The organism is Candidimonas humi, assembly GCF_019166065.1.
In the GTDB taxonomy this organism is placed as follows: Bacteria; Pseudomonadota; Gammaproteobacteria; order Burkholderiales; family Burkholderiaceae_B; genus Candidimonas; species Candidimonas humi.
The window spans coordinates 64,604-80,248 of record NZ_JAHTBN010000003.1 but is presented as its reverse complement, the minus strand read 5'-3'; the positions used below and the strand labels follow the sequence as shown (position 1 = coordinate 80,248).

Annotated in this window: 15 protein-coding genes; 6 read left to right on the top strand and 9 right to left on the bottom strand. The window is 62.7% G+C overall.

Going from position 1 to position 15,645, the window contains the following annotated elements; genetic code table 11:
- Nucleotides 1–140 precede the first annotated feature (140 nt).
- From KVP10_RS07305 to KVP10_RS07290, 4 genes are all read left to right on the top strand, one after another.
- Nucleotides 141–497 (top strand): SpoIIAA family protein, encoded by a 357-nt coding sequence (locus KVP10_RS07305; RefSeq protein ID WP_217963917.1) that lies wholly within the window; start codon nucleotides 141–143, stop codon nucleotides 495–497.
- A 116-nt stretch (nucleotides 498–613) separates the two neighbouring features.
- Complete coding sequence (locus tag KVP10_RS07300) at nucleotides 614–1,120, top strand: GNAT family N-acetyltransferase (protein WP_217963916.1); 507 nt, start codon at nucleotides 614–616, stop codon at nucleotides 1,118–1,120.
- A 20-nt stretch (nucleotides 1,121–1,140) separates the two neighbouring features.
- Nucleotides 1,141–1,713 (top strand): nucleotidyltransferase family protein, encoded by a 573-nt coding sequence (locus KVP10_RS07295; protein ID WP_246600465.1) that lies wholly within the window; start codon nucleotides 1,141–1,143, stop codon nucleotides 1,711–1,713.
- A gap of 186 nt (nucleotides 1,714–1,899) precedes the next feature.
- Nucleotides 1,900–2,547, top strand: a complete 648-nt coding sequence (locus KVP10_RS07290; RefSeq protein WP_217963914.1) for a MarC family protein — start codon at nucleotides 1,900–1,902, stop codon at nucleotides 2,545–2,547.
- A gap of 91 nt (nucleotides 2,548–2,638) precedes the next feature.
- Here KVP10_RS07290 and KVP10_RS07285 read toward each other — a convergent pair whose 3' ends face one another.
- The 9 genes from KVP10_RS07285 to KVP10_RS07245 form a co-directional block, all read right to left on the bottom strand.
- Entirely contained in the window at nucleotides 2,639–5,047 is a 2,409-nt protein-coding gene (locus tag KVP10_RS07285; RefSeq protein WP_217963913.1) for a hypothetical protein, read from the bottom strand.
- Nucleotides 5,048–5,342: 295 nt separating this feature from the next.
- Nucleotides 5,343–6,131, bottom strand: a complete 789-nt coding sequence (locus KVP10_RS07280) for a FadR/GntR family transcriptional regulator (protein WP_217963912.1) — start codon at nucleotides 6,129–6,131, stop codon at nucleotides 5,343–5,345.
- Between the two features lie 57 nt (nucleotides 6,132–6,188).
- On the bottom strand, nucleotides 6,189–7,163 hold the full coding sequence (locus KVP10_RS07275) for a Bug family tripartite tricarboxylate transporter substrate binding protein (protein WP_217963911.1): 975 nt from the start codon (nucleotides 7,161–7,163) through the stop codon (nucleotides 6,189–6,191).
- A 30-nt stretch (nucleotides 7,164–7,193) separates the two neighbouring features.
- Complete coding sequence (locus KVP10_RS07270) at nucleotides 7,194–8,081, bottom strand: fumarylacetoacetate hydrolase family protein (protein WP_217963910.1); 888 nt, start codon at nucleotides 8,079–8,081, stop codon at nucleotides 7,194–7,196.
- A complete protein-coding gene (locus tag KVP10_RS07265; RefSeq protein WP_217963909.1) occupies nucleotides 8,081–9,193 on the bottom strand; it encodes a cupin domain-containing protein in 1,113 nt (370 codons plus the stop codon). The genes KVP10_RS07270 and KVP10_RS07265 overlap by 1 nt, the downstream gene beginning before the upstream one ends.
- Nucleotides 9,186–10,865, bottom strand: coding sequence for an FAD-dependent oxidoreductase (locus KVP10_RS07260; RefSeq protein WP_217963907.1), 1,680 nt, complete (start codon nucleotides 10,863–10,865; stop codon nucleotides 9,186–9,188). Before KVP10_RS07260 ends, KVP10_RS07265 begins: the two co-directional genes overlap by 8 nt.
- A 363-nt stretch (nucleotides 10,866–11,228) precedes the next feature.
- Nucleotides 11,229–11,939 carry a nitroreductase gene (locus KVP10_RS07255; protein ID WP_246600464.1) on the bottom strand — a complete coding sequence of 237 codons (711 nt, stop codon included), beginning with the start codon at nucleotides 11,937–11,939 and terminating at the stop codon, nucleotides 11,229–11,231.
- Nucleotides 11,940–12,007: 68 nt separating this feature from the next.
- Nucleotides 12,008–12,616 carry a glutathione S-transferase gene (locus KVP10_RS07250; RefSeq protein ID WP_217963906.1) on the bottom strand — a complete coding sequence of 203 codons (609 nt, stop codon included), beginning with the start codon at nucleotides 12,614–12,616 and terminating at the stop codon, nucleotides 12,008–12,010.
- Nucleotides 12,617–12,756: 140 nt separating this feature from the next.
- Complete coding sequence (locus KVP10_RS07245; protein WP_246600463.1) at nucleotides 12,757–13,158, bottom strand: acyl-CoA thioesterase; 402 nt, start codon at nucleotides 13,156–13,158, stop codon at nucleotides 12,757–12,759.
- A 433-nt stretch (nucleotides 13,159–13,591) separates the two neighbouring features.
- Between KVP10_RS07245 and bioB the strand changes: the two genes are divergently transcribed.
- Nucleotides 13,592–14,593, top strand: a complete 1,002-nt coding sequence (bioB, locus tag KVP10_RS07240; RefSeq protein WP_217964488.1) for a biotin synthase BioB — start codon at nucleotides 13,592–13,594, stop codon at nucleotides 14,591–14,593.
- Between the two features lie 125 nt (nucleotides 14,594–14,718).
- Nucleotides 14,719–15,573, top strand: a complete 855-nt coding sequence (locus KVP10_RS07235; RefSeq protein WP_217963905.1) for an EamA/RhaT family transporter — start codon at nucleotides 14,719–14,721, stop codon at nucleotides 15,571–15,573.
- Nucleotides 15,574–15,645 lie beyond the last annotated feature (72 nt).

The following is a 15,645-nucleotide window of genomic DNA, read 5'->3' as shown; positions in this document are numbered from 1 at the left end:
CAAGCGCAAGACTCGTAACCTGACGGAGCACATGGAAAGGGGTACCAACAAGGAAAGGGTTACCATAATCACGAAAGCAGCCGAACACCGGGCGCATCCGTGCCTGGGCGTGCAACGTTTCTTTGATTAGGGGTCTCGCAATGATTCTGTATCAATCCGCCCCCGATTCGCCGGTTGTCGAGATATCCGTCGAAGGCAAAATTACCGACCGCGAATTGCGTGCAACCATCGAGCGCATGCGTGACGATCTTGAACGGAACGGCAAGACCCGTGTGCTCGAACATATCGAGCATTTCAGCGGCATCGAGCCCAAGGCCTTGTGGACCGACCTGACGCTCGGCGTGCCCCTCGCCCGCAAGATCACGCGCGCCGCCGTGGTGGCTGACGCGGGCTGGGTTCACGCGTCGATGCATTTGGCGCGGTTCTTTACCAAGGCGGAAGTCAAGGCGTTCCGCGTCGACGAGCTGGAGCAGGCGCGAGCCTGGATCAATGCCTGAATGCCGTGCTCGAGGCAACCGTTACGAACTGAGCCGGCCACAAGCTGACGCGATTCCGAAGCTGAAAATCCAAGGATCGGCGCAGTCTCCCTACCCTGATGGCAAAACGTCGATATATGGATGACAAGAACAGGCCGTTGAACGTGGCTTTCGCAAGCACCTCGCACGGCGATGCCGAAACACTGGTACAGATGCGTATCGACGCGATGCGGGAAAGCCTGGAGCGCATAGGCCGCTATGACCCGCAGCGGGCAAGGAATCGCTTCCTGTCATCTTTCGACCCGGCATGCTGCAGGTTCATTGTGGCGAATGGCGTATCGGTCGGCTTTGTCGTGGCAAAAACGACCGGCGATCACCTGGCGCTCGAGCATCTGTATATAGTGCCGGCATATCAAGGAAGAGGCATCGGTTCGGCTGTGCTGGCGTCGGTCTTCGCCGATGCCGATGCACGATCGATCCCGGTCAAGGTCGGCGCGCTCCGCGATAGCGATTCGAACCGCTTTTACCAGCGGCACGGCTTCGTGAAAATCGATGAATCCGAATGGGACATTTACTATCTCAGGGAATCGCGCACCAAGCCAGGCGACAACGGCCGAATCAAGCAACAAGGCTTGCAGCCTTAGCCACACAAATGATTCCCGACATGCAAGACGCTTATCGACGGCAACTGTGCGCACTCGTCCGATCCTCTGTGCCATTGATGAATGCGCTAGTGGCGGTGCGCTCGCTGGGCTTGGGCTCATGGTGTATCGGGGCCGGTGCCGTCAGGGCCTTGGTCTGGGACAGCCTGCATGGTTTTCAGAAGTCTTCCGAAGTAGGCGACCTGGATGTCGCATATTTTGACGCCCATGCGCCGCTCGAGCTGGATGCGCATCTCCAGCAACAGTTGAACCGATTGCTTCCGGGCCTCAATTGCGAGGTAACCAATCAGGCCCGGGTGCATGACTGGTATGCAAATACCTTCGGTTTACAGGTAGCGCCTTTGAGTTCCCTGGAAGATGGCCTCGCCACATGGCCGGAATATGCCACGTGTGTCGGCGTTTTCCTGGATGAAGATGAATTTTTGCATGTCGTGGCGCCCCATGGCCTGGACGATTTGTTCGAGTTGCGGGTCCGGCACAATCCGTCCAGGGTGACGTTCGACACGTTCATGCAGCGTGTTCAGTCAAAGCGATTCAAAGAAAAGTGGCCGAAGCTCACTATCTGCATTTCGTGAGCCACAGGTGTGCCGGCATAGGCAGGGCCGGCAGACGGGCGATAATCAATAAGCAACAGCTAACTAGCCTCATGCAGGCTTGTCATAGTTATTCCCCCAAAACCCGGCGCTTGTACGGCCCCCGGCCTCTATCCGCGGCGAACAGTCACAGTCGCGGCCAACCGGACTCATAAAAGGATGGTTTCTATGGATATCGTCTTCGCCACGAAATTCCTGGGCGCACTGTTCGCCATCATGAACCCCTTCATCAATCTGCCCATCTTCCTGTCCCTGACGACTGGCAAGACCATCGCCGAGCAGCGTAGCCTGGCGCTCGCAATATCGCTCTGTACCGCGGTGATGTGCGTGGTCATTTCCCTGGCGGGCGGCTATATCATCGGCTTCTTCGGCGTCACTATCGACGCTTTCAGGGTGGCGGGCGGGCTGGTACTCTTGAGCATTGCATTCTCCATGCTCAACGGGCAGCCGATCACGTCCCATGAACGGGGCGAACACGAAAAGCGCGCCGACAATGCCGGCGACGAAGACACCGATGACGGCATTGCGTTCTACCCCATGACGTTTCCCATGATCGTGGGCCCGGGCACCATTGCAACGCTGATCATCTACGCGGCCCAGGTACGCGGAGCGGCGCAATACGTGTCGTTCGGCGTCGTGCTTCTTGCCACGCTGCTGGCACTGTTCGTGGTCTTGTTTTTCGCGGCATCGATCGGCAAGCTGCTTTCAGCCAAGATGCGTGTCGTCATGACCCGCCTCATGGGCATGATCCTCGCGGCCATCGCCGTCGAGATGGTGTTCGCCGGCGCCAAGGTGATGCTGCCCGGCCTAGCATAGGCAGGCCGAAATGCGTTTGCTCTAATCCGGCAGGCGGCCCCGGCCATGGCTGAACCGGGGCGGCAAGCCCGGCGAACAGTAGTTCCGGGTATTACTTCGCCGTGCCGAGCTCGAAGGCGAAAAACGGCGACACATAAGTGCGCCTGTTGAAGTTGCGGAAATACAGGCGCGCCGTGTCCGGGTCCAGGCCGTATATGCCTGGATAAGCGGCAATCGCCAGCTTATGCCAGTGACGGCCGGCATCGTTCGAATAATACTTTGCCGGCGCCGAGAAGCTCACTTCGTCGAAGTAAGAGCGCCCGCGCGTGCCCTTTACGGCCACATATTCGGCGTACACATTCACGACCAGCACATTCTTGGCCGCCCACAAACCGCGCACGTCGCTCTGCCCCATAGGCCAGAAGGGGTTCGGCGCCGCGGACAGATCCTGCCATTGCACCTTTGCGCCATCGAGCACGGCAATCTCCTCGCGCCCCTGTTTCTGCCGGAAGACGGCGGCATAAGCCGGCCCCGACTGCGGCTGCGCCAGTTTGTCGATGTAGAGGCCGTCCAAATGCTTGACGGCCGAAGCCCGCCACGCATCGCCCGCGCGCTCGAGAACCAGCGCATCGGTGCGGGCAATATATCCATGCCGGTGCGGCGCAATCTCATAGCTGAAGCGCTGGGAAAGCCAGAGCACAGCCCGGGTCGGCGAGATCTCGGTGACGAAGCGCCGCACGCCCCTGCTGTCGTCCAGCTTGATGGATGCGCGCGCATCTTCGGGCACCAGGCTCGCGACATCGCCAGCCTTGCTGCGGAAATCTGCCGGTATCGGCAAAGGCTCGGATGTGCGGCCGCCGTCGCCCGAATAGCCGAAGCCCGACGGGTCCGAGCCCGCCTCGCCCAGGCGCCCGCGCCAGGCCCAGACGCGGTCCTTGCTGCGGAATTCGACGCCGCTCTGGTAGACATCCGGGCTGACCGTCGCAAGCATCCCGGGCTCCAGCACTTGCCAGTGACGGCCATCGTCCTGCGTCTGGAAGACCAGGCTGGGCGCCTGTGGCGCATAGCCGTCGCGCGGCTGCAGCGAAGTCAGGAGCAAAAGCCGTTGGGTACCGGGCACCGGCACCAGGCATCCCTTTCCGGGCAAATAGGCGACCGGCTTGAACGCGTGCCCCTCGAGTCGCGACAGGACCGTACTGGTGGGGTAGAAAGTCCGATAGGCCGGCGGCTGCCCCGGTAAGTGATCAGGCCCCAACGCAAGGTTCTGTACCTGCGGATCCTTCACGATGTCGGCCAGGCTGTCGCTGACGCTGTCGTCATTGCTACCCACCAGCCACAGCGACGAGCCGGCGCGGACGATGCCGGCGCAACTATTGCCCTCGGGCGACGCAGCCAAGGCAAACGGAGGGCTATCGGCGAGCAGGCTTTTCGCCGGCTGCGCCCCCGCCCAGTTGAGCTTGGCCGCAAGCAGGATGCCCCAGAATCCGAAAGTGACAATAGCGACGAGTACGCTTGCCGCTCCCCACGCCCAGCGCGTGCCATTGCCGCGCAACATGCCGTGCGCCCCGGCAGGCGCCGGCCGGACCAGCGAGCAGGCTATCCAGGCCGCCAAGGCATTGAAGACCAGGATCCAGGCCAACAAGTACCAGGCGGTCTGCATCACGTGCCGCGGCGACACCGCATGGGAGGGCAACACCGCCAGGACCAGCACGCCGATCAGCTCGAATGCGAAACCCAGCAGCAAGGCGATCAAGGCCGCCAGCAACGTCCCGGCCACGCCGCGCCGGCCCGAGTCGCGGACATAGGCCACGATCCATACCGGCAACGCGCTCAGGATGCACGCCAGGAAAATCCCCCATTCGATGCTTATGCCGGCGGCCTTTTTATAGTCGTGTGCGAACACGACGTAGTCTGTCGTCGAAAACAGGATCAGTCCGATGTTCGCGGACAAGTACAGCACCATCGGCACCGCTGCGAAGACCAGGAAGAACAGCAGCGCCAGCCGGCCCCTGGAGCGGCTTGCCGTTACGCCCGCCGGCGCGGTGAAACACAAGCAGGCGAGTACCAGCCACGAAAGCATCACCGCCAACACGGAAGGCACGCCCGAAACGCCGGCCAGCAGGAACCAGAACTGGCGCCAGCCCGACACCGTCCCGGCCCGCAGGGCATCGGATGACAGCGCCGCGGCCTGCGCCAGCAGTACGCCGACGTACAGCAACCCCACGAGAAGCAGCAATAAATACAGAGGCCATAGACGCGCAGCCCACGAACGGCGACGCGCAAGCGGCGCTCCGATCATCGCCACCAGCGCCGCTGCGGCGGCCAGCACGATCTGGGCCATGGGCAGCCAGGGCACATAGCGCAGCGCCCGGCCCGCGCAGGCCCCCACAGTCTCGGGACCGCAAAACTGGGCGTAATGCGCGAGGACATTCAAAGAGAAAACCAGGACTATGGCCAGGGCGGCCAGCAACAATACCGTCAGCACGGCGACGCGGGGACGCAACAGGTTTGTGTTTTCCATTTATCTCCTTGGTTCTTTGCGGGGCCCGCAAGAGCTGCGTTTGATTCGCAGCAAGACAAAAGGACTTATTCTATAACCTGTATACTCGCCAGCCCGCTTTCCCCCTGGTTTGTCGGTGTATGCCGCAGCATACGATATCCCTATTTGCCGCCAGGCATGGCGACGACCCGCGCATTGATTTCCATCCAGGCATACCTGCCGGATTTCGTGTACATCCGCACCACGACCGGCGGGCGGCCGTAGCCGTCACCAAACACGGCCTTGTGGGCCGTCGCCACAGTCGACAGGTCGTAAATCAGGCGTTTGGGCTGCTGTCGAGAGCCAGGCTCCGCTTTTGCTGGCTTCTTTCGGCCTTCAGGAAATGGGCGTGCAGCTTGTCCAGGTGCGTGGCCATCAACTGGGCAGCCCCTTCTTTGTCGCGCCTGCGCAGGCAGCGCACGATCTGGCGATGGGTCCTGATCGTGGCCAGGCGCGGCGCCACATCGTGCCGGGCCATCAGCTTCAGGACCATATCGGTGAGCGCCCCCACCAGGATGACCATTACCTCGTTGCGCGTGGCGCGCCCAAGCAGGCGATAGAATTCCAGCAACTGGACGCGCCTTTCCTCCAGCCGGCCCTCGCGGGTAAGGGTTTCGGTCCGGTCGATGCTCGCTTCCAGCAAATCGAAATCGGCGTCAGTGCCCCGGTCGCATGCCAGGCGGATCACCGAGTCCTGCAAGATTGCGCGGCTTTCCGTAAGGCTTTGAATGGACACCGCACCAAAGCTCAGCAGATCGTGCAAGGACTGTGCGACGATCGAAGGGTCGGCACGCGAGACATAGGTACCCCCCTTCACCCCCCGGCGCAGTTCCACCACGCCGCCCCGTTCGAGACTGCGCAGAGCCTCGCGCACCGCCGCCCGGGATGTCCCGAAAGTTTCCGCCAGATCACGCTCGGAAGGCAGCTTGTCGCCTTGTTTGAGCTCGCCGCTGGAAAGCTTTTGGCGGATCTGATCGCATATGTCTTCGAACACGCGCGGCCGCCTGGCCGCAGCGCCCGAAGATTTGGCCAAGCCGCCCGCGGCGCTCTTGCGTGGAATACTCATCGGGAAAGGTAGTTCCTCTTCAATCATCCGAGGCCCGGGCGGGAGCGCCCCGCGCGATCATTCGGCAACGACACCCGCCGCCTTGATCATTGCTCCGGTGGACTGGGTTTCTTTATGTATGGTGTCGGCCAATTGCTTGCCGTCCCCCGCCACGACGTTCAGCCCCTTGGAGCTCACCTGCTGCTTGACGAACTGTGGATCGGCAAGCACGGCCTGCACCGCCTTGCGTATGTCGCTGACAACTGCTGCCGGCGTTCCGGCCGGAGCGAACATGCCATACCAGATCGAGATCTGGGCGTAAGGAAAGCCCTGCTCCGTTGTGGTGGAAACATCGGGAAACTGGTTGACCCGCTCGCTGCCAGCCACGGCAATGGGCTTGATTTTACCCGACTGCACCAGGGGCAGGACAACCGCCGCACTGCCGCTGGCCAGTTGCACGTCGCCGCCGGCAAGCGCCAGCAGATTGGGGGTAATGCCGTTGTATGGGATATGAGTCAGGTGGATGTGCTCCCGGTCGTTGATCATCGAAAACAGCAAGTGCGGCTGGCTGCCGTTTCCATATGAACCATAGTTCAACGTGCCAGGCTTGCTGCGCGCCAGCGCCACCACGTCCTTCAGCGTCTTGACCGGCAGGTTTTTATTGGCGACGATAAGCTGTTCGGCCTTGACCATCATAGTGATGGGCACGAAATCCTTGTCCGGATCATAGGGCAGATGCTTGTACAGGAACCGGTTGCCGACCATGCTCTGGTTCACCGTCGCCAGCAGGGTGTAGCCGTCCGGCGCCGCGCGAGCCACATATGCCGTACCTACCAGGGATCCGGCGCCCGGCTTGTTCTGCACGATTACCGGCTTGCGCCAATTCGCCTCCAGCTTGGCCGCGATGGCGCGCGTCAGCACATCGACCCCGCCGCCCGGGGCAAAGGGAATAATCACCGTAACCGGCTTGGCGGGATAAGTGTCGGCATGCGCGGGCACTATGGCGCCAATTACAGACATAACTGCCAAGCTTGCTGCGAAACGCTTCATCATGTTGATCTCCTGTCCACCACGATTGACTACTTAATATGGTCTCGGGGAATGTTGCGCGAACTCGCGCACGTTCAGTTCCATCGAGCCCACGGATTCGATCTCGATCCGTACGACATCACCGGGAACAAACGGCCCCACTCCTTCGGGGGTGCCGCTTGCGATCACATCGCCGGGCTGCAAGGTCAGGACCGATGAAACGAGCTCGATCAATTCGGCTATGCCGACGATCATCTCGCTGGTATTGGCCTGCTGGCGCAACTGGCCATTGACCCACAGGCGATTCTGCAGCGCCTGCGGGTCGCCGATGGAATCCGCCGTCACGATATACGGCCCCATGGGAGTGAAGGTCTCGAAGGACTTGCGCATGGAGCGCTCTTCTTCGGCCACTCCCTTTTCAATGCGCATGGTTGCGTCGATCAGGCATGAATAGCCGAACACATAGCCCATCGCCTCGTCACGCGGCACATTGCGGGCCTCGCGGCCGATCACGACGGCCAATTCGGACTCGTGGTCGAAGCGCCGGGACGAGCCCTTGGGCAGCAAAATATCCGTGCCGGCGCCTGCCAGTGAACCGGGAGCCTTCAGGAAAAAGCCCTGCTCCCTGGCGCTGCGGCCGCCCTTGGTCACAGTTCGGTCGCCCAGCTCTCCGATATGCTTGCGGTAATTGGCGGGCGCCGCGAACACATGCAGCGGCGCGGGATTCGGCGGCAGCAAGCGCACCTGGTCCAGGGGCAGTCCGATTCCGTGCCGGTGATACGCGGATAGGGTCGCGGACAGCTCATCCCAGTGCGCGATAAGCCAGTTCATCCGCTGTCGCGGCAACTGATCCAGAAACGACGGGAGTGCCGCCGTCATATCGAAAATTTCCGGACCATCTACGATGCCTACCCGGTAGTCGTTGAAAGAAGCGATGTTCATTAGCGGTTCGTTCCTGTTTCAAAACCCTGGCCGATGACTTCCTGGTGCCCCTGGCCCGAAGACAGCGCCTGCTCTGCATACAGGCCCAGGGCGCGCATTGCCGGGATGTCATTGACCTGGAACAGCACCGCATCGTGCGTGGACGAGCGGTTCGCGTGCTCGTGCCATGCCCAGGGCGGAATGGCGAGAAAATCTCCAGTGCTCCAGTCGCAGGCCCGGCCCTCCACGATGCTGGTGCCCTGGCCTTCGACCACGTAATAGAGCTTGCTGCCGGTATGCCTGCGAGCCTTGCCGCGCATTCCCGGGCGCAACATCTGCAAGCGCAGCCCCAAGGTCTGCATGGCGGCCGCGCCGTTCGTGGGATTCCGGTATTCCAGCACCACGTCATCGAACGGGTCCGGATCCAGCCCCGCCGCCTGCGCCAGCGCAGCAAATGCAAGCTCGCGCGGATAGGCCAGCAAGGGATTGAGCCGCGGCGCGGTCTCGGGCGCATCGGGCGGGCTCATCAGGCCGCTGCCGAACTGGCGGAAAGAACGATCCGGTATGTCCGCCACATCCTGAGTCGCCTGTTTCGACTCTTCGAAGAAGGTGGCATGCATGGAGCGCACAAGAGAGATATCCAGCACATCCAGCCATATCATCGGCTTGTCGCCATGATGCTCATGGTCGTGCCACGCCATCGCCGGCGTCAGTACCAGGTCTCTCTCGTTCATGGGGTAGCGTTCGCCGTTGACGGTGGTCATCGCGCCGCTGCCTTGCATGATGTAGCGCAGCGCGCTCGCCGTATGGCGATGCGCAGTGGCTATTTCGCCCGGCAAAATCACCTGGATCGAAGCCCAGAAAGTCGGCGTGGTGCCATAAGGCAGGCCCGGATTGCACAACCGCAGCGTACGGCGCTGGCCGCCCTTTTCCAGGGAAAGCTGCTGTCCCAGTCGGTCCAGCAGAGGCCCGATATCGCTCCAGCGCCAGTGCTGGGGCTGCATCACGAATCGGGGTGACCGGGTAAACAGCGGCGGATCATCGGGTTGATAGACCCGGCAGCCGTAGCGGGCCAGATCTTCATTCAGGCTGCGGCGTGCCGCCTCGTCGGGTACCATCTGCAGATCAGCCATGCTGGGCCTCCTCGGAGACTGGCAGGGCCTGGCCGTTGACCACGGACGCGAGCCGGGCGCCGCGCACGATGTCGACCAGCGTCGCGGCATCGGCGGGCGCGTCATCCGCCCGCCACGCCACCTGCCCGTCCGGCCGCACCAACACCAGGCGGCGTTCGTACAGCTTCGCCGCGGCGGCATCGTCGATCTCCACTACCTGCAAGGGCAGGCCGGCCCGCCGCGCGGCCACTACGAGCTCTTCCGCCGCAGGCGCGTCCGCCCCGAATCTCAGCAGGACGAAGCCGCCGCCATAGAGATCCAGGATGGATTTGCCATCGGCCAGCCATGCGTGCGGCGCGCGCGAGCCCGGCCTGGCGGTCGGCGTATAGGAAGACACCTCGTCCGCGGGCCTGGGGGTGCCGTCCGGCACGATCACTTCCGACCCTTCATAGACATAGCCCAGATGGATTCCGATGGAAAACCATTCGCGCCGCATCATTTCCGTGTAGCGCGCGCCATATTCCCTGCGCGCGGTCTCGACATCCGGATCATCCTGGTCGAACACCGCGGGATCGGGCTTGAGTATCCGCGGCGACAGCATGCGCCTGAGGTTGTCGCTCGCCTCGGCCACGTTGCGCCGAGCCACGGGCTGTTGTTCCGCCTGGTACGACGGCAGCAGGCCCGGCCCCGCCCAGCCCTGCACCGCAGCCGCCAGTTTCCACGACAAATTGACCGTATCGAGTAGCCCCGTGTTCATGCCGAAACCGCCGGTGGGCGAAGTCAGGTGCGCGGCATCGCCGGCAATGAATACCCGGCCCTTTCCATATTCTTCCGCCACCAATTGACGCCGCACCCAGGGCAGCATCGACAGGATTTCGAAGTCGAACGGAACCCCGACCGCGCGCACGATGGCGCGTCGCGCCTCGTCCTCGGTCAGCGTGCGCCTTTGCTCGTCGCCGATGAGTGAAAAGCGCCATTGATCGCGCCCGTTGATCGCCACCAGAGTCGCCCAGGTGCCCTCGGGACCTATGAAAATGTAGCGATAGGCTGGCTTTTTGGTGTGCAGGCGCTCCAGGCCTTCGCAGCGGAATATGACATTTGTCGTGTAGGTCAGAACTGCGTCGCCTTGCATGTCTATGCCCAGCGCGTGGCGCACGCTGCTGGATCCGCCATCGCAGCCGACAAGATAATCGGCCTGGATCTCGTGCAGCGTGCCGCTGCGCGAATCGCGGACTTGCGCCGATACATGCTCGCCGGTGTCGACGAATTCGAGCAACTCGGTATCGAAACGGAGCGTGGCGTTACCTGAGCGCTCGGCGAACCTGCGCAACACGGGGTCGAAGAAATTCTGCGGGCAGCGCTCGCGCTTTTGCGGGCTCTGGGGGGGACATTGTTCCTGCCGCGGCGAAGGAAAAGGCTCGCGGCCGAACTCATAGCCATTCAGGTCCGTGACCCAGGCGCAATCCTGCGGGTAGTCCCGGTTGTAACCTGCCCCCTCGACCCAGGGCACGATGCCCCAGCGGCGGCAGAACTCCATGGAGCGGATGCCCACCATGTCCATCTTGGGCTGCTCTATCGAGCCATCGCCACGCTCGACCAGCGTGCACTGTACGCCTCGCCAACCCAGGTCTCCGGCCAATGCCAGCCCCACGGGACCGCCCCCCACGATGAGTACAGAAGTCTTGTGCACCATAACTTTCCTTTTCCGATATCCAGGGCCTCCGTGCGGGAGAACCGTGCCGCACCCTGTGCTTTCCAGGCCTGTGCATTCCAAACTGGTCAGACCAATATGGTCCTACCAACTTGGTCTGACCATCTTATACCGATGTCCGGCCTGGAATCAAGTGTGAATATCGCCGCGGGCAACTTCGATGCCGTGTGCGGCAGAGATGGGAGCCCTGACTATGTGGGTGCTAATTCTCGGAAATCACGCGCCAGCGCATGGGAAAGGCCAGCCCCGCATCCCAAGCGGCGGTGTCGAATTACGAAGCGACAGGACGTTCGGGCGCGCCATGTTTGCGCAACCGAACCGCCGGCGACAGCCGGCCTTGAACGCCTACTCGTGGAAAGTCACGAATTCGTCCAGATCGATGCGGGTGGTGCGGAACTGGTTGGCGGCGCAGGTGGGATCTTCGTAGCCTATCGCCATGCCGCATACCAGGGTCTGCTTGGCATCGATGCCGAGCAAGCGCTTGACGATGTCGGGGTAATTGGCCAGGGCGGCCTGCGGGCAGGTATGCAGGCCGAAGCCGCGCGCGGCGACCATGATGTTCTCCAGGAACATGCCGTAGTCGAGCCAGCTTCCTTTCTGCAAATCGTTGTCGATGGTGAAGATGAGCACGACTGGCGCATCGAAGAACAGGTAGTTGCGCCCATGCTGGCGCGCCGTCGCCTCGCGTTCCCCTTTCTTGATGCCCAGCGCGCCGTACAGCCCCCAGCCGCATGCGCGGCGCCGTTCGATGTAGGGGCTGCGCCAGGCCATGGGGTAGTATTCGTATTCCCGTGCAGTGGCCACGCCGCTTTCGTGGGCCGCATGCAGCGCGGCGGAAAGCTCGTCGCGCATCGAACCCGTCGCGACATGCACCTTCCAGGGCTGGATATTGCTGCCGCTGGGCGCGGCGGCGGCAATGGCAAGAATGCGGCGCAATAGCTGCGCGTCCACATGACGGGGCAAGAAACCCCGCACGCTCCTGCGCGAGGTGATGGCCTGCACGACGGCCTCGGCGGTATCTGGGATATCGGACATATCGGTGCTCTGGGAATTCATGCTGCGGTCATTCCGTTGCACGGAAAGCCCGCCGGATGCGCGGCGGGCGGCTGGGCCGGGCGCCGCAGTTATGCGGGAACCGTAGCCTTGATGGACGGGCGTTCGCTCATTTCCTTGAACCAGGCCGTAAGCACCGGACGGCCTTCGCGCCAGCCATAATCGGCAAAACGGAAGTCCAGATAGCCCAGGGCGCAGGCCAGCGTCAGGGTGCCGATGTCTATGGCCTGCGCGCGGGCGCCGGCCATGCCGGCCTCGAAGTGGTCCAGGCCGCACTTGATCTTGTCCATCTGGCCGCCTACCCACTCATTCCAGCGAAACTCCGCGGGGCGCAGCGCTTTTTCGTAGCGCGACAGCAGCGCGGCATCGAGCATGCCGTCGGCCAGCGATTGTTCCGTCAATACCAGCCACCGCGACGAGCCTTCGCCGGGGATGAGGTCGCCGCCGCCCAGTTCATTCAGGTATTCGCACACCACACGGCTGTCGTACAAGACCTGGCCCTCGTCGGTAAAGAGCGTGGGAACCTGTCCCAGGGGATTGGACGAAACGATATTACGGTCGCGAGCGACCGGCCCGGCCGCAGCGGGCAACTTCTCGATACGAGACTCCAGCCCCAGCTCGTGAGCGACGACCATGCATTTGCGCACAAAAGGGGAAGACGGAGAAAAATAGATCTTCATTGCATGTCCTGAATCAAATTGAGGAAACGGCGTCTGAAGCAGCCAGCGCTGCCGGGCGGCCTTGCAAGGCTTGCCCGGCCCACAGGTCGGACAGGACTAGCCCATGACCGATTGTATGCGGTCGCGGCCGATGCCTCGATTCAGGCAAACAAGCGCTTGAAATCCTCGGGAATCACGGCCCCTTTCAAACCGCCCTCTGCTCGCGGCACGGCCCAGGCGCGCAGTTCGTGGCCGGTAGCCACCAGCCGGTTCCCGCAGCGCACCGTATAAGCAATGCGCATGCGCCTTTCGGCCCATTCCTGCAATTCGGCCTGTATGGTGACGACATCGTCGTAGCTCACCGGCGAACGAAAGACCGCGCCCACATCGACCAGCGGCGTCACCGCGCCATAACGCGACCGCACTTCGCGCTGGCTCAGGCCTTTGCTGCGCAGCATGGCCTGGAAGGTGCAGTCGAACCAATAGAAATAGTTCGGATAAAAGACGATGCCGGCCTCGTCGCAGTCGCCCCACTCTATGGTCAATTCGCGCTCGAACCGCATGATGGGCCGGCCTCCTTTCAAATACTTTAAGTATCAATTAATTGATGATAGCCGTTCCGTAGGATTCCCGCCAGGCGCGACGCGCACTCCCAGGCCAGCCGCTGCGTGCAACGCAGGCCGGGCCTGGCTGCCATCGAACCAGGCCCAGGCTGAAACTCCGAACACGAGCCTGGCAGCAATGGCATTGCCGTTGCATTTTGACACCATTTGCCAGCAGCCTCCTATCCCGGCCTCCAGCGACCCAGTTCAAAAAAAATGAACGCAAATAGCAGCCATCATCGACCAGAATCCGTCTATTTCAGCCATCTTGCCGCCAGCTTTTGCTATTGCCCCGTATACGGGCAGTCCTCTACCATCGCTGGCATCCTTCTTGTCCCCATCCGCCATGCCTCTACAGACCGACACCGCAGCTTCCGGCCCCGCTCGCACCGATATGCCTGAAGCGCAGCGCCCACACGCCCCCGGCGACGCGGCCGCCCCCACGCAATGGACGATCGACGCAATCCTGGCGCTATATGAATTGCCGCTATTGGACTTGCTGCATCGCGCACAACAAGTCCATCGCGCGCACCATGATCCGGCCCGGATACAACTGTCGACCCTGCTGTCGGTCAAGACGGGCGGCTGTCCCGAAGACTGCGCCTATTGCCCGCAATCGGCCCGCTACGAAACCCCCGTGCAGGCACAGGCGACGATGCCGCTGCAGGAAGTGCTGGACGCTGCCCGCCAGGCCCGCGCCGCCGGCGCGCAACGCTTTTGCATGGGCGCGGCCTGGCGTTCGCCCACGGCACGCCAGATCGACACCATGGCCGAAATGGTGGCCGGGGTGAAAGCACTGGGCATGGAAACCTGCGTGACGCTCGGCATGCTCAAGCCCGGGCAGGCCGACACGCTGAAGGCAGCGGGGCTGGACTACTACAACCACAACCTGGACACGGCGCCGGAGTTCTACGGAAAGATCATCAGCACGCGCAGCTTCCAGGACAGGCTGGATACGCTGGAACGCGTCCGCGACGCCGGGCTGAAAGTGTGCTGTGGCGGCATCGTGGGCATGGGCGAGTCGCGCACCGAGCGCGCGGGCCTGATCGCCCAGCTCGCCCGCCTGGACCCGCCGCCCGAATCGGTGCCGATCAACCGGCTCGTCAAGGTGCCGGGCACCCCGCTGCATGATGCGCCGGACCTGGACCCTCTGGAGTTCGTGCGCACCATAGCCGTGGCCCGTATTACCATGCCGGCTGCCGTGGTGCGCCTGTCCGCCGGGCGCGAGGACCTGGACGAATCGACCCAGATCCTGTGCTTCATGGCCGGAGCCAGCTCGATTTTCTACGGCGACAAGTTGCTGACCACGGCCAATCCCGGCGAAGATCGGGACCGGACGCTGTTGCGGCGCCTGGGGCTGCATCCGGCCGGCGCGGCAGCGGCGGCCCCGGACTGAGGCTTGCCGCCGCGCGGCCATCCGGAATCGAATCACTGCTGCGCGCCCTGTTTTAGCTGCCTTGTTTTAGCTACTCTGTTTTACCGCCCTTCCTCATTCTTTCGACACTATCCGCCCACACCGTCATGTATACCCTGATAGTCAGCGTCAGTTGCAGCGTGGCCGTATCGATCCTGCTGAAGATCGCAAGACAGCAACGAATCGAAATAGACCAGGCGATCGCCGTCAACTATTTGCTCGCCGCGGCGCTGTGCCTGGCGGTGCTGCGGCCGGACCCGGCCTCGCTGCTGCGGCCCGACACGCCGTGGTGGATACTGGCGGTGCTGGGCGTGCTGCTGCCCGGCATCTTCCTGGCCATGGCGGCCGCGGTGCGGCATGCCGGCATCGTGCTCAGCGATGCGGCGCAGCGCTTGTCGCTGCTGATCCCGCTGGCGGCCTCGTTCCTGATCTTCGGCGAAGCCGCATCGACAGGCAAGCTGGCCGGCATCGCCGTGGCCCTGGTCGCGCTGGCGTGCCTGCTGCTGCGCCCGCGCCGCCAGGCCGCCGCCTCGGGCGAGCTGGGAAAATCGGCGGCGCTGCTGCTGTGCGTATGGGCGGGCTATGGCTGCATCGACGTCCTGTTCAAGCAACTGGCCAAGAGCGGCGCCGATTTCGCCAGCAGCCTGTTCAGCGCCTTCGCGCTGGCGGCGCTGCTGATGATCCTGTACCTGGCGCTGCGCCGCTGCGCCTGGAGCATGCGCAATGTGACGGCGGGGCTGGTGCTGGGGCTGCTGAATTTCAGCAATATCTATTTTTATATACGCGCCCACCAGGTCTATCCGCACAACCCCACGCTGGTGTTTTCCGCCATGAACATAGGCGTGATCTCGCTGGGCGCGGTGGTGGGCGCGGGGTTTTTCAAGGAAAAACTGTCCTGGATGAACGTGCTGGGCATCGTGCTGGCGATCGCGGCCATCGTGATACTGATGCAGCACATGTAGAGACAGGCGGCACGCACACTACCGTGCGCCATGCGTAGGCATAGACGCCTACGCGCAAAGCCGGCGCGGCGC

Bases quoted from the DNA above. Each gene is read 5' to 3' on its own strand.
- KVP10_RS07305 (WP_217963917.1), top strand. From the start codon at position 141: ATGATTCTGTATCAATCCGCCCCCGATTCGCCGGTTGTCGAGATATCC.
- KVP10_RS07300 (WP_217963916.1), top strand. From the start codon at position 614: ATGGATGACAAGAACAGGCCGTTGAACGTGGCTTTCGCAAGCACCTCG.
- KVP10_RS07295 (WP_246600465.1), top strand. From the start codon at position 1,141: ATGCAAGACGCTTATCGACGGCAACTGTGCGCACTCGTCCGATCCTCT.
- KVP10_RS07290 (WP_217963914.1), top strand. From the start codon at position 1,900: ATGGATATCGTCTTCGCCACGAAATTCCTGGGCGCACTGTTCGCCATC.
- KVP10_RS07285 (WP_217963913.1), bottom strand. From the start codon at position 5,047: ATGGAAAACACAAACCTGTTGCGTCCCCGCGTCGCCGTGCTGACGGTA.
- KVP10_RS07280 (WP_217963912.1), bottom strand. From the start codon at position 6,131: ATGAGTATTCCACGCAAGAGCGCCGCGGGCGGCTTGGCCAAATCTTCG.
- KVP10_RS07275 (WP_217963911.1), bottom strand. From the start codon at position 7,163: ATGATGAAGCGTTTCGCAGCAAGCTTGGCAGTTATGTCTGTAATTGGC.
- KVP10_RS07270 (WP_217963910.1), bottom strand. From the start codon at position 8,081: ATGAACATCGCTTCTTTCAACGACTACCGGGTAGGCATCGTAGATGGT.
- KVP10_RS07265 (WP_217963909.1), bottom strand. From the start codon at position 9,193: ATGGCTGATCTGCAGATGGTACCCGACGAGGCGGCACGCCGCAGCCTG.
- KVP10_RS07260 (WP_217963907.1), bottom strand. From the start codon at position 10,865: ATGGTGCACAAGACTTCTGTACTCATCGTGGGGGGCGGTCCCGTGGGG.
- KVP10_RS07255 (WP_246600464.1), bottom strand. From the start codon at position 11,939: ATGAATTCCCAGAGCACCGATATGTCCGATATCCCAGATACCGCCGAG.
- KVP10_RS07250 (WP_217963906.1), bottom strand. From the start codon at position 12,616: ATGAAGATCTATTTTTCTCCGTCTTCCCCTTTTGTGCGCAAATGCATG.
- KVP10_RS07245 (WP_246600463.1), bottom strand. From the start codon at position 13,158: ATGCGGTTCGAGCGCGAATTGACCATAGAGTGGGGCGACTGCGACGAG.
- bioB (WP_217964488.1), top strand. From the start codon at position 13,592: ATGCCTGAAGCGCAGCGCCCACACGCCCCCGGCGACGCGGCCGCCCCC.
- KVP10_RS07235 (WP_217963905.1), top strand. From the start codon at position 14,719: ATGTATACCCTGATAGTCAGCGTCAGTTGCAGCGTGGCCGTATCGATC.